The 24,392-nt window shown below is 42.0% G+C and carries 22 protein-coding genes and 1 pseudogene; 16 read left to right on the top strand and 7 right to left on the bottom strand.

The features are described from left to right. Positions 1-72 precede the first annotated feature (72 nt). The 16 genes from HMPREF9007_RS22300 (at position 73) to miaA (ending at position 15,860) form a co-directional block, all read left to right on the top strand. Positions 73-1,089: a PhoH family protein gene (locus HMPREF9007_RS22300; RefSeq protein ID WP_008759892.1), complete on the top strand. Its 1,017-nt coding sequence runs from the start codon at positions 73-75 to the stop codon at positions 1,087-1,089. Positions 1,090-1,135: 46 nt separating this feature from the next. Continuing rightward, positions 1,136-2,080 (top strand): phosphoribosylaminoimidazolesuccinocarboxamide synthase, encoded by a 945-nt coding sequence (locus HMPREF9007_RS22305; RefSeq protein ID WP_008759891.1) that lies wholly within the window; start codon positions 1,136-1,138, stop codon positions 2,078-2,080. A 2-nt stretch (positions 2,081-2,082) separates the two neighbouring features. After that, a complete protein-coding gene (ubiE, locus tag HMPREF9007_RS22310) occupies positions 2,083-2,820 on the top strand; it encodes a bifunctional demethylmenaquinone methyltransferase/2-methoxy-6-polyprenyl-1,4-benzoquinol methylase UbiE (RefSeq protein WP_008759890.1) in 738 nt (245 codons plus the stop codon). Between the two features lie 38 nt (positions 2,821-2,858). Further along, complete coding sequence (locus HMPREF9007_RS22315; protein ID WP_008759889.1) at positions 2,859-3,605, top strand: shikimate dehydrogenase; 747 nt, start codon at positions 2,859-2,861, stop codon at positions 3,603-3,605. Between the two features lie 74 nt (positions 3,606-3,679). Next, on the top strand, positions 3,680-4,630 hold the full coding sequence (locus HMPREF9007_RS22320) for an alpha/beta hydrolase (protein WP_008759888.1): 951 nt from the start codon (positions 3,680-3,682) through the stop codon (positions 4,628-4,630). Between the two features lie 72 nt (positions 4,631-4,702). After that, a complete protein-coding gene (locus tag HMPREF9007_RS22325) occupies positions 4,703-5,623 on the top strand; it encodes a TPM domain-containing protein (protein ID WP_022470695.1) in 921 nt (306 codons plus the stop codon). Positions 5,624-5,673: 50 nt separating this feature from the next. Continuing rightward, positions 5,674-6,255, top strand: a complete 582-nt coding sequence (locus tag HMPREF9007_RS22330) for a LemA family protein (protein ID WP_008759886.1) — start codon at positions 5,674-5,676, stop codon at positions 6,253-6,255. Between the two features lie 325 nt (positions 6,256-6,580). Beyond that, entirely contained in the window at positions 6,581-7,747 is a 1,167-nt protein-coding gene (locus tag HMPREF9007_RS22335) for an AIR synthase-related protein (RefSeq protein ID WP_032850055.1), read from the top strand. Between the two features lie 3 nt (positions 7,748-7,750). Further along, entirely contained in the window at positions 7,751-8,863 is a 1,113-nt protein-coding gene (gene prfA, locus HMPREF9007_RS22340; protein ID WP_008759884.1) for a peptide chain release factor 1, read from the top strand. Between the two features lie 16 nt (positions 8,864-8,879). Continuing rightward, positions 8,880-9,704: an orotidine-5'-phosphate decarboxylase gene (pyrF, locus tag HMPREF9007_RS22345; protein WP_008759883.1), complete on the top strand. Its 825-nt coding sequence runs from the start codon at positions 8,880-8,882 to the stop codon at positions 9,702-9,704. A 9-nt stretch (positions 9,705-9,713) separates the two neighbouring features. Further along, positions 9,714-10,943 (top strand): HD domain-containing protein, encoded by a 1,230-nt coding sequence (locus HMPREF9007_RS22350; RefSeq protein WP_008759882.1) that lies wholly within the window; start codon positions 9,714-9,716, stop codon positions 10,941-10,943. 81 nt (positions 10,944-11,024) lie between these two features. Beyond that, entirely contained in the window at positions 11,025-12,065 is a 1,041-nt protein-coding gene (gene lpxD / locus HMPREF9007_RS22355; protein WP_008759881.1) for a UDP-3-O-(3-hydroxymyristoyl)glucosamine N-acyltransferase, read from the top strand. Positions 12,066-12,076: 11 nt separating this feature from the next. After that, positions 12,077-13,462 (top strand): bifunctional UDP-3-O-[3-hydroxymyristoyl] N-acetylglucosamine deacetylase/3-hydroxyacyl-ACP dehydratase, encoded by a 1,386-nt coding sequence (locus HMPREF9007_RS22360; protein ID WP_008759880.1) that lies wholly within the window; start codon positions 12,077-12,079, stop codon positions 13,460-13,462. A 10-nt stretch (positions 13,463-13,472) separates the two neighbouring features. Continuing rightward, the gene (gene lpxA / locus HMPREF9007_RS22365) at positions 13,473-14,240 is read left to right on the top strand and encodes an acyl-ACP--UDP-N-acetylglucosamine O-acyltransferase (RefSeq protein ID WP_008759879.1); all 768 of its coding nucleotides are present in this window, start codon (positions 13,473-13,475) and stop codon (positions 14,238-14,240) included. Positions 14,241-14,261: 21 nt separating this feature from the next. Continuing rightward, on the top strand, positions 14,262-14,816 hold the full coding sequence (locus HMPREF9007_RS22370; protein WP_008759878.1) for a hypothetical protein: 555 nt from the start codon (positions 14,262-14,264) through the stop codon (positions 14,814-14,816). Between the two features lie 117 nt (positions 14,817-14,933). Beyond that, complete coding sequence (gene miaA, locus HMPREF9007_RS22375) at positions 14,934-15,860, top strand: tRNA (adenosine(37)-N6)-dimethylallyltransferase MiaA (RefSeq protein ID WP_008759877.1); 927 nt, start codon at positions 14,934-14,936, stop codon at positions 15,858-15,860. Here the strand turns inward: miaA and HMPREF9007_RS22380 are convergent. The 7 genes and pseudogenes from HMPREF9007_RS22380 to HMPREF9007_RS22410 all read right to left on the bottom strand — a co-directional run bounded on the left by HMPREF9007_RS22380 (position 15,833) and on the right by HMPREF9007_RS22410 (position 24,392). Then, complete coding sequence (locus tag HMPREF9007_RS22380; protein WP_008759876.1) at positions 15,833-16,276, bottom strand: hypothetical protein; 444 nt, start codon at positions 16,274-16,276, stop codon at positions 15,833-15,835. The two genes, miaA and HMPREF9007_RS22380, sit on opposite strands and share 28 nt — an antisense overlap. 114 nt (positions 16,277-16,390) lie before the next feature. Continuing rightward, a pseudogene (locus HMPREF9007_RS22385) lies at positions 16,391-18,830 on the bottom strand (M56 family metallopeptidase). A gap of 100 nt (positions 18,831-18,930) precedes the next feature. After that, positions 18,931-21,063, bottom strand: coding sequence for a M56 family metallopeptidase (locus tag HMPREF9007_RS22390; RefSeq protein WP_008759875.1), 2,133 nt, complete (start codon positions 21,061-21,063; stop codon positions 18,931-18,933). A gap of 17 nt (positions 21,064-21,080) precedes the next feature. Continuing rightward, positions 21,081-22,673: a M56 family metallopeptidase gene (locus HMPREF9007_RS22395; RefSeq protein ID WP_225651415.1), complete on the bottom strand. Its 1,593-nt coding sequence runs from the start codon at positions 22,671-22,673 to the stop codon at positions 21,081-21,083. A 58-nt stretch (positions 22,674-22,731) separates the two neighbouring features. Continuing rightward, positions 22,732-23,097, bottom strand: coding sequence for a BlaI/MecI/CopY family transcriptional regulator (locus HMPREF9007_RS22400; RefSeq protein WP_008759873.1), 366 nt, complete (start codon positions 23,095-23,097; stop codon positions 22,732-22,734). 701 nt (positions 23,098-23,798) lie between these two features. Further along, on the bottom strand, positions 23,799-24,101 hold the full coding sequence (locus tag HMPREF9007_RS22405; protein WP_008764409.1) for a hypothetical protein: 303 nt from the start codon (positions 24,099-24,101) through the stop codon (positions 23,799-23,801). 78 nt (positions 24,102-24,179) lie between these two features. Continuing rightward, positions 24,180-24,392: an Arc family DNA-binding protein gene (locus HMPREF9007_RS22410; RefSeq protein WP_008759871.1), complete on the bottom strand. Its 213-nt coding sequence runs from the start codon at positions 24,390-24,392 to the stop codon at positions 24,180-24,182.

Genomic DNA, 24,392 nt, shown 5'->3' with positions numbered 1-24,392 from the left:
TTCACCCGTAAACAGCCGAAGAATCCAAAACGTTTCACTAAATTTGCAGAAATTTTTCTTTAATACGATTCAATGATAGAGAAACTGATTGTTCTTGAGGATATTGACCCGGTTATTTTTTACGGCGTAAACAACGCCAATATACAGTTAATTAAAGCTTTATATCCGAAGCTACGCATCGTTGCCCGCGGCAATGTCATCAAAGTGCTGGGCGATGAGGAGGAAATGTGTGCCTTCGAAGAAAATATCACCAAACTCGAAAAATACTGTGCCGAATATAATTCGCTGAAAGAGGAAGTCATCATTGACATTATAAAAGGGAATGCTCCGCAAGCGGAACAGACCGGAAACGTAATTGTTTTCAGCGTTACCGGCAAGCCCATTATCCCACGAAGCGAGAACCAGCTGAAGCTGGTGGAAGGCTTTGCCAAAAACGATATGGTATTTGCTATCGGTCCCGCCGGTTCGGGAAAGACATATACCGCCATAGCCCTCGCCGTCCGTGCGCTGAAAAACAAAGAGATCAAAAAGATTATCCTCAGCCGGCCCGCTGTAGAAGCCGGAGAAAAACTCGGTTTCCTGCCCGGCGATATGAAAGATAAGATCGATCCGTATCTGCAACCATTATATGATGCTCTGCAGGACATGATCCCCGCTGCCAAGTTAAAGGAATACATGGAATTGAACATTATTCAGATTGCTCCGTTAGCATTTATGCGTGGACGTACACTGAATGACGCAGTCGTAATCCTGGACGAAGCGCAGAATACCACTGCACAACAAATCAAAATGTTCCTCACCCGTATGGGTATGAATACCAAAATGATCGTTACGGGAGATATGACTCAAATTGACCTCCCCGCCTCACAAACTTCGGGACTGGTGCAAGCACTCCGCATCTTGAAAGGGGTAAAGGGAATCAGCTTTGTAGAATTGAACAAAAAAGATATTGTACGCCATAAACTGGTGGAACGCATCGTAGATGCTTACGAAAAATTCGACAAGGAGGCGAAAGCCGAAAGGGAGAAACGAAAGAATGAACAACTGGTTATCAACGGCGAACGACCGGTGAAACAGGTCAACAACTAGTCGTTTCTGTGATTTGTAACTTGTAATTTGTAATTATAATAAAACAATGAAAGCATTAACAAAAACAGATTTCAACTTTCCGGGACAAAAAAGCGTGTACCACGGAAAAGTGCGCGATGTGTACAACATCAACGGCGAAAAACTCGTCATGGTAGCAACCGACCGTATCTCGGCTTTCGATGTGGTTTTACCTGAAGGTATCCCCTACAAAGGCCAAATGCTGAATCAGATTGCAGCCAAATTCCTCGATGCCACTACTGACATCTGTCCGAACTGGAAAATGGCTACGCCGGACCCGATGGTTACTGTCGGAGTTTTGTGCGAAGGCTTTCCGGTAGAAATGATCGTACGCGGCTATCTGTGCGGTAGCGCATGGCGTACTTACAAAAGCGGCGTCCGCGAAATCTGCGGTGTGAAACTGCCGGATGGTATGCGCGAAAACGAGAAATTCCCGGAACCGATCGTCACCCCGACAACGAAAGCGGAAATGGGACTGCACGACGAAGATATCTCTAAGGAAGAAATCCTGAAACAAGGACTCGCTACTCCCGAAGAATATGAGACTCTGGAGAAATATACACTGGCTCTTTTCAAACGTGGAACTGAAATCGCTGCTGAACGCGGTCTGATCCTCGTTGATACAAAATACGAATTCGGCAAGCACAACGGTACTATCTATCTGATGGACGAAATTCATACACCGGATTCAAGCCGTTACTTCTACTCTGACGGCTATCAGGAACGCTTCGAAAAAGGCGAACCTCAAAAGCAGCTTTCTAAGGAATTCGTTCGTGAATGGCTGATGGAAAATGGTTTCCAAGGCAAGGATGGCCAGAAAGTTCCTGAAATGACTCCGGCTATCGTACAGAGCATCAGCGATCGTTACATCGAATTGTTCGAGAATATCACCGGTGAGAAATTTGTGAAAGAAGATACCAGCAACATCGCTGAACGTATCGAAAAGAACGTTATGAATTTCTTGAGCAAATAAGCATGGATTACCCACAACAACATATCAAGCCTTACAACGAAGACGGTAAGAAAACCGAGCAGGTGGAACGTATGTTCGATAACATTGCGCATGCTTACGACAAACTGAATCATACCTTATCTTTAGGTATAGACCGCAGCTGGCGCCGTAAAGCCATTGCCTGGCTCCGTCCCTTCCGCCCACAGCACATCATGGATGTTGCCACCGGAACGGGAGACTTCGCCATCCTCGCTTGCCGCGAACTGAATCCTGACGAACTGATCGGAACGGATATTTCGGAAGGCATGATGAACGTGGGTCGTGAAAAAGTAAAGAAGGAAGGACTCTCGGACAAAATTTCTTTTGCCCGGGAGGACTGCACTTCTCTCTCCTTTGCCGACAATAGATTTGACGCTATCACCGTAGCATTCGGTATCCGCAATTTTGAAGACCTGGACAAAGGCCTCTCCGAAATGTGTCGTGTACTGAAACCGGGCGGACATCTGGTTATCCTGGAACTGACTACTCCGGATCGCTTCCCCATGAAGCAACTGTTCGCCATCTACTCGAAAGTAGTTATCCCATTGCTTGGCAAACTCCTCTCCAAAGATAACAGTGCCTACCATTATCTGCCGGACACTATCAAAGTATTTCCCCAAGGGGAAGTCATGAAAGAAGTCATATCGAAAGCCGGATTCGGCGAAGTTCATTTCCGACGGTTGACATTTGGTATCTGCACACTTTATACGGCGACAAAATAATGAAGAATGATGAATAATTAATTTAATCCTTTCGTGTCATGGAAAAATACGGTTTAATCGGCTACCCCTTGCGACATTCGTTTTCAATCGGCTACTTTAACGAAAAGTTTAGATCCGAAGGCATCAATGCGGAATATGTGAATTTCGAGATTCCCAATATCAATGATTTTATGGAAGTTATTGAAGAGAATCCCAACTTGTGCGGGCTCAATGTCACCATCCCCTACAAAGAGCAAGTGATTCCTTTTCTGAACGAACTCGATCGGGATACAGCTAAAATTGGCGCTGTAAACGTCATTAAGATTATCCGCCAACCAAAAGGAAAAGTAAAACTGGTCGGCTACAATTCCGACATCATCGGTTTTACACAATCTATTCAGCCGCTGCTACAACCTCAGCACAAAAAAGCACTGATCCTCGGCACCGGAGGTGCTTCCAAAGCTGTTTATCACGGACTCAAGAATCTGGGTATCGAAAGCGTATTTGTATCGCGGACACACAAGACCGACGATATGCTGACTTACGAAGAACTGACTCCGGAAATCATGGAGGAATACACCGTAATCGTCAACTGTACTCCGGTAGGAATGTACCCCAAAGTAGATTTCTGCCCCAACATTCCTTACGAACTGCTCACTCCAAACCATTTGCTTTACGATTTGTTATATAATCCAAACGTCACTCTTTTCATGAAAAAGGGAGAAGCACAAGGTGCTGTTACGAAAAACGGTTTGGAAATGCTACTTTTACAGGCATTTGCCGCTTGGGAAATATGGCACCGATAAGATAAAGGTACTGACAGCCGTTTTCTGATAGAGTTAAGAATAAGGGCGTGATATTTTAATTGAGGGGATTTATTATGAAGAAAAGAGCAGTCTACAGCATTATTATTATCATGCTGGTATTTACCAGTTGCACAATCGGCGGGAGTTTCTACATGTTGAACTTCTCCTTGACGCCGAATGCCAAAATATTGTCTAAAGACGCCGATTCATATCCCTATATGTACAGAAACTATCCTTTCCTGCGTCCGTGGGTGGATAGCCTGAAACAAGTGAATGCTCTGAAGGATACATTCATTATCAATCCGCAAGGCATACAGTTACACGCTTTTTACATCGCCGCACCTGCTCCAACCAGTAAAACAGCGGTAATCGTTCATGGATACACCGACAATGCTATCCGTATGTTCATGATCGGCTATCTGTATAATCGTGATCTGGGATATAATATCCTGCTTCCCGACTTGCAACATCAGGGAGAGAGCGAAGGACGAGCCATCCAAATGGGATGGAAAGACAGGATCGATGTTTTGCAATGGATGAACATTGCAAATGAAATCTTTGGAGACAGTACTCAAATGGTAGTACATGGTATCTCAATGGGAGGTGCCACCACAATGATGGTATCCGGCGAAAAGCAGCAACCTTATGTGAAATGTTTTGTAGAGGATTGCGGCTACACCAGTGTATGGGATGAATTTTCGCACGAACTCAAATCTTCCTTCCACCTGCCTGCTTTCCCGTTAATGTACACTACAAGCTGGTTATGCGAGAAAAAATACGGATGGAACTTCAAAGAAGCTTCCTCGCTAAAGCAGGTAGAGAAATGTGAGCTGCCCATGCTGTTTATTCATGGAGACAAAGATACATATGTCCCCACATGGATGGTTTATCCGCTCTATGAAGCAAAGCCGGAACCCAAAGAACTCTGGATCGTACCGGGAGCAGCCCATGCCCTCTCGTACAAAGAGAATAAACAGGAATACACCGACAAAGTACGGGATTTCGTCGGGCGGTATATTCATTAAACCTATTATAACAAGGAGTTTTGGAATCATAACAGAAAAAGTTTCTATATTTGCAAATGTAAAATGATTGTTATGAAATCAATATTGACGCTTATACTTGCTACTTTTCTACTGATTCCACTGCAAGCCCAAGAAAAGGTATATACGGTAGACAACTTGCCAAAAGTACATCTGCAAAATAAAATGCAGTATGTATGCAATCCGGCAGGGATACTTTCGCAAGCTGCTTGTGACACAATAGACACTATGCTCCACGCTCTGGAACAACAGACGGGGATTGAAACGGTAGTTGCCATAGTTCCTTCGATTGGTGATATGGAGTGTTTTGATTTTTGCCATCAGCTGCTCAATCAATGGGGAGTAGGCAAGAAAGGAAAAGATAACGGACTCGTTATCCTGTTAGTCACCGACCAACGCTGCATCCAGTTTTACACCGGATACGGTTTGGAAGGGGTACTTCCCGATGCAATATGCAAACGTATCCAGACTAAGTACATGATTCCATATCTGAAAGACGGCAACTGGAATGAAGGAATGGTAGCCGGAATCCGGGCGACTTGCCAGCGACTTGACGGATCAATGGAAAATGAATCGCTTTCTGAATCGAATAATGAATCGATGGATTTCATTTTCGCTGTTATCCTGTTCGCTGTAATCGGTGTAGGGATAGCGTTCTTTGCCGCAAGAAATCAGAGCCGTTGCCCCAAATGCGGGAAACATGCCCTGCAAAGAACCGGAAGCAGACTTGTATCACGTGTCAATGGGGTAAAGACGGAAGATGTCACCTATACTTGCAAGAACTGCGGAAATACAATCATACGTCGTCAGCAAAGCTACGATAGCGACTATCACAACAGAGGGGGTGGCGGAGGCGGTCCGTTCATCGGCGGATTTGGAGGCGGCGGCGGATTCGGAGGCAGTGGCGGAGGCTTTAGCGGCGGCAGCTTCGGCGGAGGAATGGGAGGCGGCGGTGGAGCCGGTTCACGATTCTGATCCCTACAGATAATATTAAATAATCAAATACTCATCAAAAAGTAAGAAACATGAAAAAGTCAATTATCATCATTTTAGCCGTTGTGGCTATCCTTGTCATATGGGCAGTCAGTGTATATAACGGTCTTGTCACCATGGATGAGAATGTTAGCGGACAATGGGCAAATGTAGAAACCCAATACCAACGTCGCGCAGACCTGATACCCAATCTTGTAAACACCGTAAAGGGATATGCTTCTCATGAAAAAGAGACATTGGAAGGAGTGGTAGAAGCACGTAGCAAAGCCACACAGATCAAAGTGGATGCCGAAGGTCTGACTCCAGAAAAGCTGGCAGAATATCAAAAAGCACAGGGTGCTGTAATGTCTGCACTTGGCAAATTATTGGCTATCACAGAGAATTATCCTGACTTGAAAGCCAATCAGAATTTCCTTGAATTACAGGCACAGCTGGAAGGTACCGAAAACCGTATCAATGTAGCCCGTAAAAACTTCAATGATGCGGCACAATCGTACAACACCAATATCCGCCGTTTCCCGAAAAACATATTTGCAGGGATGTTCGGATTCGACAAGAAAGCATACTTTGAAGCGGAAGAAGGAAGCGAAAAAGCTCCGAAAGTAGAGTTCTAAAGGATGATTTCTTAAAGAACTTCCAAGCTAAAATCGGAATCGCCGTTACCTGATTTATTCAGATAACGGCGATTCCAGCTCTTAACCACCACGAAAGGACTTCCATAAAAGAGCGTTAAAAAGGAACTTTTGCTCCTGTCTCTTTAACGGTTTAACTAGTCTCTTTCCACTATCAATCAGCATAATGATTAAAATAATACGAACCATTAATTAACACTTTTATGTTTTATTCTTCTTCCGGACGAAGCTTGATAAACAAATAGTTGGCTGTACGAAAAAAAAGCAGTACTTTTGCAGCCGTATACAAAAAATAATTCTTTAACTCATGAGTAATCAACGATACATGATGCGGGGCGTAAGCGCATCAAAAGAAGATGTGCACAACGCCATCAAGAACATCGACAAAGGAATTTTCCCAAAAGCATTCTGCAAAATTATTCCCGATATACTGGGTGGGGACCCGGAATATTGCAACATCATGCACGCCGACGGCGCCGGAACCAAATCTTCCCTTGCTTATATGTACTGGAAAGAAACAGGCGATTTGTCTGTGTGGAAAGGTATTGCACAGGACGCATTGATTATGAATATCGACGACCTTCTTTGTGTAGGCGCTGTAGACAATATCCTCGTTTCTTCAACTATCGGACGCAATAAACTGTTGATTCCCGGCGAAGTAATCTCCGCTATCATCAACGGAACAGACGAATTGCTGGCTGAACTCCGTGAAATGGGTGTAGGCGTATATGCTACCGGTGGCGAGACTGCTGATGTCGGCGACTTGGTTCGTACTATTATCGTAGACTCTACCGTAACCTGCCGCATGAAACGCTCGGACGTTATTAACAATGCCAATATCCGTCCGGGAGATGTCATTGTAGGCCTTGCTTCTTACGGACAGGCTACCTATGAAAAAGAATATAACGGAGGTATGGGCAGCAACGGTCTGACAAGTGCCCGCCACGACGTTTTCGGCAAATACCTCGCAGAGAAATATCCGGAAAGCTATGATGCCGCCGTACCTGAAGAACTGGTTTACTCCGGAGGATTAAAACTGACAGATACTGTAGAGGATTCTCCAATTGACGCAGGTAAACTGGTACTCTCTCCTACCCGCACCTATGCTCCGGTAGTGAAAAAGCTACTTGACACCTTACGTCCGGAAATCCACGGTATGGTTCATTGCTCCGGTGGTGCGCAAACCAAAGTGCTGCATTTCGTAGAAGATGTCCGTGTAGTAAAAGACAATCTTTTCCCTGTTCCTCCTCTGTTCAAGACTATTCAGGAACAAAGCGGTACAGACTGGGCGGAAATGTACAAGGTATTCAATATGGGACACCGTCTTGAAGTTTACCTGTCACCGGAACATGCAGAAGAAGTGATCGCTATTTCCGAATCATTCGGCATTCCTGCACAGATAGTAGGACGTATCGAAGCGTGTGACCAGACTGAATTAATCATTAAAAGCGAGTTCGGAGAATTCAGATACTAAAGAATGGCAGATAACAGTACCATATTAGAAAAACTAGACGGACTTGTAGCCCGTTTTGAAGAAATATCTACCCTCATCACCGACCCGGCAGTAATTGCCGACCAGAAACGTTATGTCAAACTGACCAAAGAATACAAGGATCTGGATGACTTGATGAAAGCCCGCAAAGAATATATCCAACTGTTAGGCAACATCGAGGAAGCCAAAAACATCCTTTCGAATGAGTCGGACGCTGACATGCGTGAAATGGCAAAAGAGGAGATGGACAACAGTCAGGAACGTCTTCCGGCATTAGAAGAAGAAATCAAACTAATGCTCGTTCCTGCCGATCCGCAAGACAGCAAGAACGCCATCCTCGAAATCCGTGGTGGTGCAGGAGGAGACGAAGCCGCAATCTTTGCCGGCGACCTTTTCCGTATGTATGCCAAGTTCTGTGAAACCAAAGGCTGGAAAATGGAAGTATCCAATGCAAATGAAGGAACAGCCGGAGGATACAAAGAAATTGTTTGCAGCGTCACAGGAGATAATGTCTACGGAATATTGAAATATGAATCGGGTGTACACCGCGTACAACGTGTTCCTGCCACAGAGACACAAGGACGTGTGCATACTTCCGCCGCTTCGGTGGCCGTACTCCCCGAAGCCGAAGAATTTGACGTAGTCATCAATGAAGGAGAAATCAAATGGGATACCTTCCGAAGTGGCGGTGCAGGCGGACAGAACGTTAATAAGGTAGAATCCGGTGTACGCTTGCGTTATATCTGGAAGAACCCGAATACAGGCGTTGCAGAAGAAATCCTGATTGAATGTACAGAAACCCGTGACCAACCGAAGAACAAGGAACGCGCCCTGGCACGACTCCGTACCTTTATCTACGACAAGGAACATCAGAAGTACATAGACGACATAGCTTCCAAACGTAAGACAATGGTATCTACCGGCGACCGATCGGCTAAAATCCGGACATACAACTACCCTCAAGGACGTATCACCGATCATCGTATCAACTATACCATCTATAATCTTGCCGCTTTTATGGACGGAGATATTCAAGATTGTATCGATCACCTGATCGTGGCAGAAAATGCGGAACGCCTGAAAGAAAGTGAACTCTAAAAATTATAGTATAGACATGAATAAACAACAGCTATTTGAAAACATAAAACGCAAGAAATCATTCCTTTGCGTAGGGCTTGATACCGACATCAAGAAGATTCCCGAACACCTGTTGAAAGAAGAAGATCCGATCTTCGCATTCAACAAAGCGATTATCGACGCAACAGCCGATCTGTGTATCGCTTACAAACCTAATCTCGCTTTTTACGAAAGTATGGGCGTGAAGGGCTGGATCGCATTTGAGAAAACAGTAAAATACATCAAGGAAAACTATCCCGACCAGTTTATTATTGCCGACGCCAAACGTGGCGACATCGGAAACACTTCTGCCATGTATGCCCGTACTTTCTTCGAAGAGCTGGAGATAGATTCCGTCACTGTAGCTCCTTATATGGGTGAAGACAGCGTAACTCCGTTCCTTACTTACGAAGGCAAATGGGTGATCTTACTGGCACTGACTTCTAATAAAGGTTCCCACGACTTCCAGTTGACAGAAGATGCAAACGGCGAACGTCTTTTCGAAAAAGTACTACGCAAATCGCAGGAATGGGCAAATGACGAACGTATGATGTACGTAGTCGGCGCTACTCAAGGACGTGCTTTTGAAGATATTCGTAAGATTGTTCCCAACCACTTCCTGCTCGTTCCCGGTGTCGGAGCGCAAGGCGGTTCGCTCGAAGAAGTTTGCAAATATGGAATGAACAGTACCTGTGGCCTGATTGTTAACTCTTCCCGTGGAATCATCTACGTTGATAAAACAGAAAAGTTTGCCGAAGCTGCAAGGCTTGCCGCCCAAGAAGTACAGGTGCAAATGGCAGAGCAACTGAAAGCGATTCTTTAAAGAGAAGGAATGCCTTACGAAAGAAAGATAATCAACGATCCGGTATTCGGATTCATTAATATCCCAAAGGGGTTACTGTACGATATTGTACGGCATCCCCTTTTGCAGCGTCTTACCCGCATCAAGCAAGTAGGACTCTCGTCAGTAGTATACCCCGGCGCACAACATACTCGTTTCCAGCACTCACTAGGTGCGTTCTATCTGATGAGCGAAGCTATCACCCAACTGACCTCCAAAGGTAACTTTATATTTGACAGCGAAGCTGAAGCCGTACAAGCGGCTATCTTACTGCATGACATCGGACATGGTCCTTTTTCGCATGTGCTTGAAGATACGATTGTACAAGGAGTTTCTCACGAAGAAATCTCCCTTATGCTGATGGAACGAATGAATAAAGAAATGAACGGGCAGCTTAGTCTTGCCATACAGATCTTTAAGGACGAATATCCGAAACGGTTTCTGCATCAGCTCGTCAGTGGTCAATTGGATATGGACCGCCTCGATTATCTTCGTCGTGACAGTTTCTATACCGGTGTTACAGAAGGGAATATCGGTTCTGCCCGCATCATCAAGATGCTTGATGTGGCCGACGACCGTCTCGTAATTGAATCCAAAGGTATCTACTCTATCGAAAATTTCCTGACAGCACGTCGTCTCATGTATTGGCAGGTATATTTGCACAAGACATCGGTAGCCTATGAACGAATGCTTATCAGCACGTTGCTTCGTGCCAAAGAACTAGCATCACAGGGAGTAGAACTGTTTGCTTCGCCGGCCTTACATTTCTTTCTATATAATGACATTAATCATACGGAGTTCCATAACAATCCCGATTGTCTGGAAAATTTCATCCAATTGGATGACAATGATATTTGGACTGCCTTGAAAGTATGGAGTAACCATCCGGATAAAGTTCTTTCCACACTTAGTCTGGGCATGATTAACCGAAATATCTTTAAAGTGGAAAATTCTGCCGAACCTATTGGTGAGGACAGAATAAAAGAGTTAACTTTGCAAATCAGCCAGCAACTAGGCATAACCCTTTCCGAAGCGAACTATTTTGTCTCTACCCCCAGCATCGAAAAGAATATGTACGACCCGGCAGATGACAGTATTGATATTATCTACAAAGACGGCACTATCAAAAATATTGCCGAAGCATCGGACATGCTAAACATCTCATTATTGTCCAAAAAGGTAAAGAAATACTATCTCTGCTACCAGCGATTGCATAGATAAGTATAAAATATTCATTCAATAACACGGAAATCTGAAAAAAAAATCCGTTATTTGTGAACTAATTTAATTTAAAATAAAGACATGGAGTTCTCGGCTAAGCAAATTGCAGCATTTATCCAAGGGGAAATCATTGGAGATGAAAACGCAACGGTACACACATTCGCTAAAATAGAAGAGGGAATGCCCGGAGCTATTTCTTTCCTGTCGAACCCTAAATATACGCCTTATATCTACGAGACACAATCAAGCATTGTATTAGTTAATAAAGATTTTGTCCCTGAACATGAGATTCGGGCTACTCTGATCAAAGTAGACAATGCTTATGAAAGCCTGGCGAAGCTGCTTAACCTCTATGAAATGAGTAAACCAAAGAAGCAAGGTATCGATTCACTGGCTTATATTGCCCCCAGCGCCAAAATTGGCGAGAACGTATACATCGGTGCCTTTGCCTATATCGGCGAAAACACCGTTATCGGAGATAATACTCAAATTTACCCGCATACTTTCGTTGGAGACGGTGTGAAGATAGGCAACGGTTGTCTTCTTTACTCAAATGTAAATGTTTATCATGACTGCCGTATCGGTAATGAATGTATCCTTCACTCAGGTGCAGTGATCGGAGCCGATGGATTCGGTTTCGCTCCCACCCCGAACGGATACGATAAGATTCCACAAATCGGAATTGTGATCCTGGAAGACAAAGTAGATATAGGTGCCAATACCTGTGTAGACCGTGCTACAATGGGAGCTACCATCATACATAGTGGCGCTAAAATTGATAATCTTGTGCAGATTGCGCACAACGATGAAATTGGCTCACACACAGTTATGGCGGCTCAAGTCGGCATAGCAGGCTCTGCCAAAATCGGAGAATGGTGTATGTTTGGCGGTCAGGTAGGTATTGCCGGACATATCACAATCGGCGACCGGGTAAATCTGGGAGCACAATCAGGTATACCAAGCAGCATCAAAGCAGACAGCGTACTGATCGGGACTCCTCCTATGGAACCGAAAGCTTACTTCAAGGCTGCTGTTGTGACTAAGAATTTGCCGGATATGCAAAAAGAAATACGCAATCTGCGTAAAGAAGTAGAAGAATTAAAACAACTATTAAATAAGTAAATAAGTAACCAATGCTGAAACAAAAAACGCTGAAAGATAGCTTTTCACTGAGCGGGAAAGGTCTTCACACTGGACTTGATCTCACTGTAACTTTTAATCCTGCCCCGGACAATCATGGATATAAAATCCAGCGTATTGACCTGGAAGGACAACCAACTATCGATGCAGTAGCCGACAATGTGACGGAAACAACCCGTGGCACAGTATTGTCAAAGAATGGAGTCAAAGTAAGTACTGTAGAGCATGGTATGGCAGCCCTTTATGCATTGGGCATTGATAACTGCCTTATCCAGGTTAATGGTCCGGAATTTCCGATTTTGGACGGTAGTGCACAATATTATGTACAAGAAATAGAACGTGTAGGAACAGAAGAACAAAGTGCTGTCAAGGATTTTTATATCATCAAATCTAAAATTGAATTCCGGGACGAATCAACTGGTTCTTCTATCATCGTGCTACCGGACGAGAATTTTAGTCTGAATGTACTCGTTTCCTACGATTCAACCATTATCCCGAATCAGTTTGCAACACTTGAGGATATGCACAATTTCAAAGACGAAGTGGCTGCCAGCCGTACTTTCGTCTTTGTTCGTGAAATAGAGCCACTTCTCTCCGCCGGCCTCATCAAAGGTGGTGACCTCGACAACGCAATCGTTATTTACGAACGCAAAATGTCACAGGAAAGCTATGACAAACTGGCTGATGTAATGGGTGTTCCTCACATGGATGCGGATCAGTTGGGGTACATCAATCACAAACCACTGGTTTGGCCGAACGAGTGTGCCCGTCACAAACTGCTGGATGTTATCGGTGATCTTGCATTGATTGGTAAACCGATTAAAGGTCGCATCATTGCTACCCGCCCCGGTCACACCATCAACAATAAGTTTGCGCGTCAGATGCGGAAGGAAATTCGCCTGCATGAAATACAGGCACCGACATACGACTGTAACCGCGAACCGGTGATGGACGTAAATCGTATCCGTGAGCTATTACCCCACCGTTATCCTTTCCAATTGGTAGACAAGGTAATTGAGATGGGTGCCAGCTATATCGTAGGTATCAAAAATATCACAGCAAACGAACCTTTCTTCCAGGGACATTTCCCACAGGAACCAGTGATGCCGGGCGTACTTCAAATAGAAGCAATGGCTCAGGTAGGCGGTTTGCTCGTTCTTAATTCTGTTGACGAACCGGAACGTTATTCTACCTATTTCATGAAGATAGATGGCGTAAAGTTCCGCCAGAAAGTAGTACCGGGAGATACACTGCTTTTCCGTGTAGAATTATTAGCCCCGATCCGTCGTGGCATCTCCACAATGAAAGGTTATGCATTCGTTGGCGAAAAAGTCGTTTGCGAAGCAGAATTCATGGCACAAATAGTAAAAAATAAATAAAACCAAAAACATGGTAAGTCCTCTAGCGTATATTCATCCCGAAGCTAAAATCGGAGAAAATGTAGAAATTGCGCCTTTTGTATTTATTGATAAAAACGTAGTTATTGGCGATAACAACAAGATTATGGCTAATGTGAACATCTTGTATGGTTCACGCATTGGTAATGGAAATACGATCTTTCCGGGTGCTGTTATCGGAGCAGTTCCACAGGACCTCAAGTTTCGTGGAGAAGAATCAACTGCTGAAATCGGAGACAATAATCTGATTCGTGAGAATGTTACAGTCAACCGTGGTACGGCAGCTAAAGGGCGTACCATTGTAGGAAGCAACAACTTATTAATGGAAGGGGTGCATGTAGCACACGATGCACTGATCGGTAACGGATGTATTATCGGCAACTCTACCAAGATGGCAGGTGAAATCGTTATTGACGACAATGCTATTATCAGTGCCAATGTATTGATGCATCAGTTCTGCCATGTAGGCAGCCATGTAATGATTCAGGGCGGATGCCGCTTCAGTAAAGATATCCCTCCTTATATCATTGCAGGACGTGAGCCCATAGCTTTCAGCGGTATCAACATTATCGGCCTTCGTCGCCGTGGTTTTGCCAATGAAGTAATCGAAAGTATTCATAACGCTTACCGTATCATTTACCAAAGCGGTCTGAATACAACAGATGCATTGAAGAAAATTGAAGATGAAGTTGAGAAGAGTCCGGAGATTGACTATATCGTCAATTTCATCCGTAATTCAGAACGTGGTATTATTAAATAAACAGTTCAAAATAGTCATATTATGATATACAGATTTACTATCATATCTGATGAAGTTGACGATTTTGTCAGAGAAATACAAATTGATCCGGAAGCTACATTTCTTGACTTCCATGAAGCAATACTGAAATCAGTAGGGTACACAAACGACCAGATGACCTCCTTCTTTATCTGCGATGATGATTGGGAAAAAGAAAAAGAAGTCACTTTGGAAGAAATGGACGACAATCCGGAAATGGATAGTTGGGTAATGAAAGAGACTACTATCAGCGAACTGGTAGAAGATGAAAAGCAAAAATTGTTGTATGTATTCGACTACATGACAGAGCGTTGCTTCTTCATCGAATTGTCTGAAATCATCACCGGAAAAGATATGAATGGTGCCAAATGTACCAAGAAATCGGGTGATGCTCCGCCACAAACTGTAGATTTTGAAGAAATGGCTGCTGCAAGCGGTTCACTCGATCTGGACGAAAATTTCTATGGTGATCAGGACTTTGATATGGAAGATTTTGATCAGGAAGGCTTCGACATAGGTGGTAACGCGGGTGGCTCTTATGAAGAAGAGAAGTTTTAAGTATTAAGTATCAAGTATTAGGTATTAATTGCTATGCAGTGACAAGCAGTTAATACCTAATATTTTTATCCCCTGGCACTTTAATACTTAACACCTAATACTTAATACTTAAAATCCATGCCCACTCTCATTGTTTTAATCGGACCTACAGGAGTAGGAAAAACAGAATTAAGCCTGCGACTGGCAGAGAACTTTCACACCAGCATTGTCTCTGCTGATTCGAGACAACTTTATGCTGAATTAAAAATAGGAACAGCGGCTCCTACCCCGGATCAATTAAAACGCGTGCCTCACTATTTGGTAGGTACTCTTCATCTTACCGATTATTACAGCGCCGCTCAATATGAGCAGGAAGCGATGGAAATCCTCCATCAATTATTCACAGAACATGAGGTAGTAGTACTTACAGGTGGTTCAATGATGTATGTAGATGCCATCTGCAAGGGGATTGACGACATCCCTACCGTTGATGCTGAAACACGTCAGGTGATGCTGCAAAAGTATGAGGAAGAGGGATTGGAGCAACTTTGTGCAGAGCTCCGTTTATTAGATCCGGACTACTATCGCATCGTAGACCTGAAAAACCCAAAACGGGTGATTCATGCATTGGAAATCTGTTACATGACCGGAAAGACATATACTTCTTTCCGCACCCAACAGAAAAAGGAACGCCCTTTCCGCATTCTTAAGATCGGATTAACCCGTGACAGAGAAGAACTGTATGACCGCATTAATCGTCGTGTAGACCAAATGATGGAGGAAGGATTACTGGACGAAGTACGTTCCGTACTCTCCTACCGGCATCTAAACTCTCTTAATACCGTAGGTTACAAAGAACTGTTCAAATATCTGGACGGAGAATGGGAACTCCCTTTCGCTATCGAAAAGATCAAGCAAAATTCACGCATTTATTCACGCAAACAGATGACATGGTTCAAAAGGGATGAAGAAATACGCTGGTTTCATCCGGAACAAGAAACGGAGATACTTGAGTACCTCCGTCTACAAAATCTGACTCATTTGCCCAGTTTGGATACCTTCTGATAAACTTCCCGATAGACATTATTGCCCAACCGGAACAGAAGCGTCATTTTCTTTCCGTCAATCCGGTAAGATATAGGAACGATAGCATTTGCCGATCTGCCATGTTCATTACGCAGTTTCTCGCAGTAAAGGCCTTTTGCAATGATGATGTACTCCCCCGAACGGGTAATTTTGTACGGGCAAAATACATCGTCCGAACTGCGGCTGCCTGAACTCACGTCTACAGCATCTTTGATATACGCATCCACATTGAAATAATTGCCTTCTTTATCAAGTACCTTATATCTGACCACTTGCGAAGAGCCTTCACTCTGAACAAGTTTCCAGATTCCTTTTAAGTTTTGACTCATACAAAATGCAGGCACAAGAAAAAGAAATGAAACAGCTAGTAAAATCTTACAAAATTGTCTTTTCATAATAATAAAATTTTAAGTTTAACAAATAGTTAATAATAGTGTATATCGCTTTTATTCCATATTTTTATTTCAACAGGATATAACTGCCCATTTTTAATCAAATAAAGTATCCTCTCATTTATCTTTCAAAACTACTTTAAGCATAGGTTTTACTTTCACTTCAGCAACAGACTTATTGACATCAGCAATCCGAAGTATCCCATTTTTAGGCGCTTTCAATTTAAAACGACCATCTGCATCAGCTACAGTATAATCATTTGTTCCCTTTACTAACACAGTAGCCGCAATCGTTTTTCCTTCTTCATCAGTCACAACTCCAGTTACAGAAATCCAATCAGAACGATATTTATCGGTTTCCAATCTTACAATCTTTGTTCCATCCATTTCATTTACAGACACCGATCTTATATTTTTGGTAGACATACCTTTCAATTTAGACTTCTTAATCTTTTCATCGTCTATACAATAAATAATTTCTCCTTCTACATCTTTTGCCATGCTTTCTGCCAATTCCAAAGCATCTGCATAAGGCTTTTTCGGATTAGCTTTATTAAACTCATATTCCGCATCTGTAAACAAAGTGATAATCAGCACTCCATTTTTCCCTCTTTCCCCATAAATATCCGTAGCTGATTTATCTTTCAATATAGTAAAGTTTTTAATACGATCAGGAGCAAGTTTGGAAATAGCATCTTCTTCCAATGCTTCTTTACCGTCAATAATAACCAAAGGCTTTTTTTTAGCTTGAGCAACATGCCATTCCTCATCATGAGATCCCCCCATATAAAAGTGTGATTTTTTAGGTGATTCGCTCTCAGTCCTTACCTTTGCAGGTTTTGGAAATTTTTGTTTATTCTGATATTCTTCTTCCGTCAACAAATCAACTAAAACTACTCCATCTTTCCCCCTCTCTCCATAAACCTCTACAGCTGCTTTGTCTTTCATTACAGATATACTTTTAATACGTTCCGGAGAGACACTGGATAAAGCTTCTTCGCCAACGGCTTCTTTGCCATCTATATAAACTAACGGCTTCTTACCACTTACTGAATGAAACGTTACACCCCAATTCTTACTTCCACGATTGAGAGCATCTAATCTCGTTTTTGAAATAGCATCAATCTTGTACTTATTCTGCAATATTTGTTCTGCGGTTGAATGTAACTGAATAACCATAGCCCCGTTTTTCGCTTTATCTCCATAAATATCTGTAGCCTCTTTTCCATCTAATATAGAAATACTTTCAATACGACTTGGATCTAAAGCATCTACCACAGTACGAGAAGATTCTTTACCATCAATGATCACCAATACATCTTTATCTCGCAAATCCACCGTAGATATCCCCCAAATATGGGTACCCATAAGTTTCGATTTATCTACAGATGTATTCATTCCCGGCTTTATTTTTGCTTGAGTTTTGGTTATTTTAAAATGATTATCTTCATCCGGCAGTAGTTTAGTAGCCAACACCCTATTCTTTCCTTTTTCTCCATAAATAGATATTGTTCCCTTCTCCTTCAATATTGAATCACCCGTGACTACCAACTTTTTCAGTGAATCTCCAGAAGTAATATTCGACACATCTTTGGTGATTTCTTCCACTTTTGCTTCTACAATTGCAGCCAAATCATTAACTTTGACGGCAGAAATCTCTTCAACTCTTTCGGAGATTTCGGGACGGGCAAAAGCGGTTACTGCAATAGCTGCCAACGGAAGTACATACAAGTACTTCAAACGTGCCCAAGGATTCGATTTTTCTTTTAACATCATAGTGATACGTTTTTAAGTTTACTGTGATTAAAGCTGTTGGCCATAGAGTAGAGCCTTGTGCCAACGGCTTTTTTTATTAATAATAACTGATAATCTTTTGCATTAATACCTTCATTAATAACTGTTTCATCGGCTTCATATTCATGAATATTCTGTAATTCCTGTTTCAGCAGCCATATGCCGGGGTTGAACCATTGAAAAAGATACAGATATCAGCTACCAACAAATCGATGGAATGACGATTCTGAATATGTGCCATTTCATGAATCAGAATCTCGCGTCCATCCTCTTCCAAATCTTTCCGGGAAATAACGATATATCTCATCCAACTGAAAGGAGCGACCTCCCGTTCCAGAACAATCAGTCTGACTCCTCCTTCAAGCCTTTCTTGTTTACCCGATTTAATCAGTAATAGTAAACGGGATAAAGAGTAAAGATTACGGCATGCAAAGAATATAATACCAACTAGATAAAACAGCAACAGAACTTGTACCCAGGAAATGGAAAGTTCCTCCGGCTGTGCAACCGTCACCTCCGCGGGATCCATAGCTTCCGCCATCATCAATAGTTGCTCAACTGTCAGTACGGTCTGACTCAATTCGGTCTGATGAGCAGTAGTCACCTCTATAAAGGGAATCAGCAGGGATAAAAATAATATCCCTAATAAGGCTATCCTATTGAACCGATGGAATGTTTCCTTACTTAACAACAATCTGTAAAACAGATAAAATAAAGACAGACAAACCGCCGATTTCAAAATATAGATAAGAAAGATTCCCATAGTCATTGATATTTAAAGGAGACAAATATAGTTTTAACCCGGATTAGTATAAATAATAAGGACACTGAATGACCATTTTATAAGTATATTGATTCCTAAGTTATTTATCCAATACGATTTTTATGTCTTTTGCAGCTTTTGTCCTGAAAAGAACCTTCTCACCCCGAGAAATCTGGAGAGAGGCGTCTTTAGGAGTTCTCAACTCAAAGTGTCCAGTTGCATCAGTCTTTGTAGACGATGAAGTTCCATACATAGTAATAGTGACTCCTTCCATAGGCTTTCCTTCCTTATCCATTACAATACCCGAAGCTAATACCCACTTATCCGAATTTCTTTCCGTTTCAACACGGATCGTAGTTTTACCCTCCCCGCTATTCTCAATACGTGATACTCCACGTACTTCATTTGCCGGAATATTTTTCAATTCTTCTTCCGAGGCTTCCTTACCATCAATAAAGAATACCATCTTCCCTGTAGGAACAGTTTTATCATCTTTTAGATTCATCGCTATCTCCCAGGCATTGTTATAGGGATGCTGCGGGTTCTTTTTGCGAGCTTCATATTCTTCCTCAGTAAACAGGTCTACCATAATCACTCCATTCTTTGCCTTATCCCCATAAGCCTCCAGTGCAGCTTCTGATTTCAAGACAGAAAAACTTTTTATACGATCCGGAGAAACTTTAGACAAAGCATTAGGACCCAAAACTTCTTTACCATCAATCACTACTAATGGTTCCTCACCATCATATACACCACGAATGGGAAGTCCGCCAATGCCGGGGACAGAGTTCTGTTTAGGAAATGATCCGGTTTTAGTCTTAAATTTAGCCTGAGTTTTAGTAATTCGAAAGTGGTTATCCGCATTCGGCAGTAATTCAATATCATAAACACCATGTTTTCCTTTCTCGCCATAGATAGAAAGAGCCGCATCGCTACGTAATATAGACACAGTCTTTATTCGATTCGGGTTGGCTTCATCATTCATTATCGAATACAATGTATCTTTAGATACTTCCTTACCATCTACCAATATAAGAGGCTTATTTGATTCCGAGATCCGTTCAAAACGGCCACCGTATAAAACAACCGAACTTCGCTTGGAAGTAACGGAATCATTGAATATTACAACTGAATCTGCTGAATATACAGTCGACGAATCCTTAGAAACCCAACGTCCTCCATACATTTTTGATTTCTCAGGCACTACATAAGGCTTAGCTTTCAGGGAATCTTTCAGCACATCTTTGGTAATTTCTTCCACTTTTGCTTCTACAATTGCAGCCAAATCATTAACTTTGACGGCAGAAATCTCGTCAGCCTTTTCAGAGATTTCGGGACGGGCAAAAGCGGTTACTGCAATAGCAGCCAACGGAAGTACATATAAGTATTTCAAACGCGCCCAAGGATTTGATTTTTCTTTTAACATCATAGTGATACGTTTCTTAAGTTTACTGTGATTAAAGCTGTTGGCCATAGAGTAGAGCCTTGTGCCAACGGCTTTTTTTATTAATAATAACTGATAATCTCTAGCGTTTATACCCTCATTAATGACCGCTTCGTCGGCTTCGTATTCATGGATATTCTGCAATTCCTGTTTCAATAACCACGCTCCAGGATTAAACCACTGAAAGAATATACAGATATCTGCTATAAGCAAGTCCCAAGAATGGTGCTTTCTGATATGCGCACATTCGTGAATCAGTATTTCACGTCCGTTCTCCTCCAAATCAGTTCGTGAAATCACAACAAACTTCATCCAACTGAAGGGTGCCACATTCCGGTCATGAACCAACAAAACAGTATGTTTATCTATCTGTCTCCGTTGCACCGTATTCGTTAACCGAACAAGACGGAATAAAGAATAGACATTCCGGCAAACAAGGAAAAATATGCCCGCTATATAAAATAGAAGAACTATTTCTATCCAATGCACTGGGCTTCTCCACGTATCTACCAAATCATCTCCTTCCACTACTGTTGTCACCTGGGTTTCCTGATGATTCTCTGCCATAACAAGTAGTTGTTCAATTGTCAATACTGCCTGATTTATTTCATTCTGCGGCGCCTTGGTCACTTCAATCAGCGGAAGCAACAAAGAAAACACGAGAATGCCCAACAACGCAATCCGGTTAAAACGGTAGAACGTTTCTTTACTCAACAGCAGCCTGTAAAACAAATAAAACAATGACAGGCACACCCCCGATTTTAGTATATAGACGAAAAAGAATCCCATATATAGATTAATTCCAGTTAGTTCTCTGCCAATTTCTTCTCAAACTCCTCCAAATAGGAAGGATTCTTTTTAGATGCCAACACCCAAATGCCTTTCTTGGCTTTACTACCAAACTTAGATTCCAGATTCGTCGACTCCGGCAAAATTTCCCATACATCATGCAGCAGATCATCCGGAGATAAGCTCTTCAACTGCTGGTAAGAAATTTCTTTTCCATCCAAAAGAATAAGCTGTCCATCATGCCCGGTTCCTCCATCCGTACAATAAATCTTAAAGAAATCCTTCACATAATAAATGCACTTCACAGTATGAGAGGTCTTCACTTCATGAGCAAGTACAGGATGAGCGTTCTGCTGCTTTTTAACTCCATAGAGTTCATTCAATGATTTAAGCATTCCTTTTTTTACCCGATGAACAAAATCCGCCAAGTCATTTTCTGTCCACGGAGTAGTCGAAGATAAACGCAGTATTCCATTTTCCTTTTGGTAAACACCTTTCCGATAACTGATGACATTATCATCAGAACTTGATTCCGAAATTGACCATCCTGCATATCCTACAGGGATATGCATTTTTAGAGTATCGATTTCTATAATTTGTACAGTGTCCGATTCTGCATAACTCTTAGAAACCAGAATCTCTTCGAAATGTCTCACATCCAGTGTATCCTGTATGAATGCATTTCTCTCCTGATTATTCATATTCAGAAGATTCGGACGGGCAAAAAGAATAGCTGCAATAGCTGCCAACGGAAATACTATCAAGTATTTTGATAACTTCCAAGGATTTGATTTTTTCTTCAACATCATAGTAATACGTTTTTTAAGTGAACTGTGATCAAAGCTATTGACCATAGAATATAACCTTGTTCCAACTGTTTTTTGAATCAATAAAAGCTGATATTTCTTCGCATCAATCTCTGTTTTCAGAACTGATTCATCTGCTTCAAACTCATGTATGGCTTTCAATTCTTTTCTGAACAGCCACATTGCAGGATTAAACCACTGGAACAAAAGGCAAATCTCCGCCAATAATAGGTCCCGGAAATGTTTGTGCAGGATATGCGCATACTCATGAGCTATAATTTCTTCGCCATACTCCTCCAAGTCCTGCCGGGATAGCACAATATAGTGTCTCCAACTAAACGGTGCCACATTTTGCTGATGGACCACCAATCTGATTTTTCCTTTCCAACACTTCTTCTCACTGTTACGAATCAAACGGTATATACATGCTATAGAAAATATATAACGCAACAATACCAGCAATGCTCCACCCAAATACAACAATTCTAAATTGACTGGGGTCAAAATTGTGAAGTCAGACTTTTCTTTTTCCAATTGTGTCTGTACCGTATTTGTTGTGACTTGTTCCGTTTCCTGCGGATTCAGTTGCTGTTTTATTTCTTCTTCCGGATTATTCAGGTGGTCAAACACTTGTTCAATCTGTGGTAAATGGAAGTTCTGTGAAACTTTTAGCGAAGGAATGACAAATGCAACCAATATAAGTCCGATCAACACCATCCTGTTGAATCGATGAAATGTCTCCTTGCTTAGCCACAAGCGGTAGAATAAATAAAAAACAGACAGACAAAGCGCTGTTTTCAACATATATATGAGGAAGAAAATGTGCATAGTATTGTTTTGTATTAGATCGTGTTATTCTTTATTATTTCTGATGAGCTTGTTCCACCTCGTTTATAAGCCTTTTCAAGTCATCCAAAGAAATATCCTCCTCTTTGACCAGAGACGAAACAGCGCTCAAATATGAATTATTGAAATACTTGCTGATTACATTCCGCAATGTCCCTTTACGAAAATCTTCTTCACTGACAACGGGATAGTACTGATAAGTATTCCCAAAAGTATGATGAGCCAGAAATCCCTTATCTTCAAGCCCGCGAACAATTGTAGATAACGTATTGAAATGAGGCTTCGGTTCCTCATAGAAAGCCAACATTTCTTTCACAAACAAAGGGCCTTTCTCCCAGAAATACCCCATCAATTCCTCTTCTTTTACTGTTAATCCTTTCATATTTACAACATTGTTTACTGCAAATAACGAGAAGTTTTAGTTCATAAACTAATTTTCATAGTTAAAGTAAACTAAATGCTTTAGTTTATCTTCTTTTCCAACAACCGTAACAAGGTATACCTATTTACATATTGGCATTAAACTCAGATTCTATCGGGATTTATCCATCCATTCTCCCAGCCTCTCAAAAAAAGAATTATGTTTTTATCTCTCATACTCTCATTCTTTTCTTATAAATATCAGAGAACTAACAAGATACAAAATGAGAGATACTTTCATCATCGGTATCTCTCATTCTTTTTTCAGCCAAATCACATAAAATCAACCTATCTCTCACCACACTTCAACCTATCTCTCATTCTATTTCAACTTATCTCTCATGATTTTTCGGACAGTATACCGTTACCTTACCTTCATCCGGTTGTTCTTTACAGATGATACTACCTATATTCTTAGCATCTCTTACCTACATCCTTATCTTATCTCCCTTACATACCTCTGTTTTCTTACCGACATCTTCATCGTTCCACTAGAGTGCACAGGCCTGCGCACTCTAGTGAACAGATCGTGCCACCCGGGTGAAACGATCTGTTCACCCGAGTGGCACGATAACAATTGAACTTATATCACACGACCTTATCCGATAGATAACACAAGAATATAGGGTTGTTTATCTGAAAAGTAAGGCTACACCTCCCCTATTATCCCAGTAATTTATCAATGATAAAATGGCCGATAAAGAATAAATCGCCCATGAAAACAATGCTGAATATCAGAAAAGCGAAGCAGGTACTCCAGCGGGAACCTCCTGCTTCCTCGCCACGTTTAATACGAAGCAGGGAACTATGCAGACAATCGCCCGCAATGAACAGCACAAACAGACTCGGAATCAAGTCACCCCATGATATCAGCCACAGGTTATCACCTTTTCCCATCAGGAATGTCAATGCTACGGCCAACAGGAAGACAGAAGCATACTGCAAATCTTTTCTCTTCGAATTCATAGCGGTAATATTTAAAGTACTTTTCACAAAGATATCGAATATCTTCCAATAATCCTTATCAATTACATCTAAAAAAGGTTATGTCTGACCGGAAGATTCGGACGGAGCATTCCCTGCCTTAGCGGATTTCTTTTTCAGCCGGCCGCTCTTTCTCAGCGCTTCGGCAATAATCCACTGAAGTTGTCCGTTTGTACTGCGAAACTCATCGGCTGCCCATTTTTCAATGGCATCCATTGTCTCGGCATCTACACGCAAAACAAAACTCTTTATTGAAGATTCTTTTTTAGCCAC

The sequence above is a fragment of the Bacteroides sp. 1_1_14 genome, from assembly GCF_000162515.1.
GTDB classification, from domain to species: Bacteria; Bacteroidota; Bacteroidia; order Bacteroidales; family Bacteroidaceae; genus Bacteroides; species Bacteroides thetaiotaomicron.
The sequence above is the reverse complement of the archived record's forward strand: the minus strand, read 5'-3'. Positions and strand labels throughout refer to the sequence as shown.

Bases quoted from the DNA above. Each gene is read 5' to 3' on its own strand.
- HMPREF9007_RS22300 (WP_008759892.1), top strand. From the start codon at position 73: ATGATAGAGAAACTGATTGTTCTTGAGGATATTGACCCGGTTATTTTT.
- HMPREF9007_RS22305 (WP_008759891.1), top strand. From the start codon at position 1,136: ATGAAAGCATTAACAAAAACAGATTTCAACTTTCCGGGACAAAAAAGC.
- ubiE (WP_008759890.1), top strand. From the start codon at position 2,083: ATGGATTACCCACAACAACATATCAAGCCTTACAACGAAGACGGTAAG.
- HMPREF9007_RS22315 (WP_008759889.1), top strand. From the start codon at position 2,859: ATGGAAAAATACGGTTTAATCGGCTACCCCTTGCGACATTCGTTTTCA.
- HMPREF9007_RS22320 (WP_008759888.1), top strand. From the start codon at position 3,680: ATGAAGAAAAGAGCAGTCTACAGCATTATTATTATCATGCTGGTATTT.
- HMPREF9007_RS22325 (WP_022470695.1), top strand. From the start codon at position 4,703: ATGAAATCAATATTGACGCTTATACTTGCTACTTTTCTACTGATTCCA.
- HMPREF9007_RS22330 (WP_008759886.1), top strand. From the start codon at position 5,674: ATGAAAAAGTCAATTATCATCATTTTAGCCGTTGTGGCTATCCTTGTC.
- HMPREF9007_RS22335 (WP_032850055.1), top strand. From the start codon at position 6,581: ATGAGTAATCAACGATACATGATGCGGGGCGTAAGCGCATCAAAAGAA.
- prfA (WP_008759884.1), top strand. From the start codon at position 7,751: ATGGCAGATAACAGTACCATATTAGAAAAACTAGACGGACTTGTAGCC.
- pyrF (WP_008759883.1), top strand. From the start codon at position 8,880: ATGAATAAACAACAGCTATTTGAAAACATAAAACGCAAGAAATCATTC.
- HMPREF9007_RS22350 (WP_008759882.1), top strand. From the start codon at position 9,714: ATGCCTTACGAAAGAAAGATAATCAACGATCCGGTATTCGGATTCATT.
- lpxD (WP_008759881.1), top strand. From the start codon at position 11,025: ATGGAGTTCTCGGCTAAGCAAATTGCAGCATTTATCCAAGGGGAAATC.
- HMPREF9007_RS22360 (WP_008759880.1), top strand. From the start codon at position 12,077: ATGCTGAAACAAAAAACGCTGAAAGATAGCTTTTCACTGAGCGGGAAA.
- lpxA (WP_008759879.1), top strand. From the start codon at position 13,473: ATGGTAAGTCCTCTAGCGTATATTCATCCCGAAGCTAAAATCGGAGAA.
- HMPREF9007_RS22370 (WP_008759878.1), top strand. From the start codon at position 14,262: ATGATATACAGATTTACTATCATATCTGATGAAGTTGACGATTTTGTC.
- miaA (WP_008759877.1), top strand. From the start codon at position 14,934: ATGCCCACTCTCATTGTTTTAATCGGACCTACAGGAGTAGGAAAAACA.
- HMPREF9007_RS22380 (WP_008759876.1), bottom strand. From the start codon at position 16,276: ATGAAAAGACAATTTTGTAAGATTTTACTAGCTGTTTCATTTCTTTTT.
- HMPREF9007_RS22390 (WP_008759875.1), bottom strand. From the start codon at position 21,063: ATGGGATTCTTTTTCGTCTATATACTAAAATCGGGGGTGTGCCTGTCA.
- HMPREF9007_RS22395 (WP_225651415.1), bottom strand. From the start codon at position 22,673: ATGTTGAAAACAGCGCTTTGTCTGTCTGTTTTTTATTTATTCTACCGC.
- HMPREF9007_RS22400 (WP_008759873.1), bottom strand. From the start codon at position 23,097: ATGAAAGGATTAACAGTAAAAGAAGAGGAATTGATGGGGTATTTCTGG.
- HMPREF9007_RS22405 (WP_008764409.1), bottom strand. From the start codon at position 24,101: ATGAATTCGAAGAGAAAAGATTTGCAGTATGCTTCTGTCTTCCTGTTG.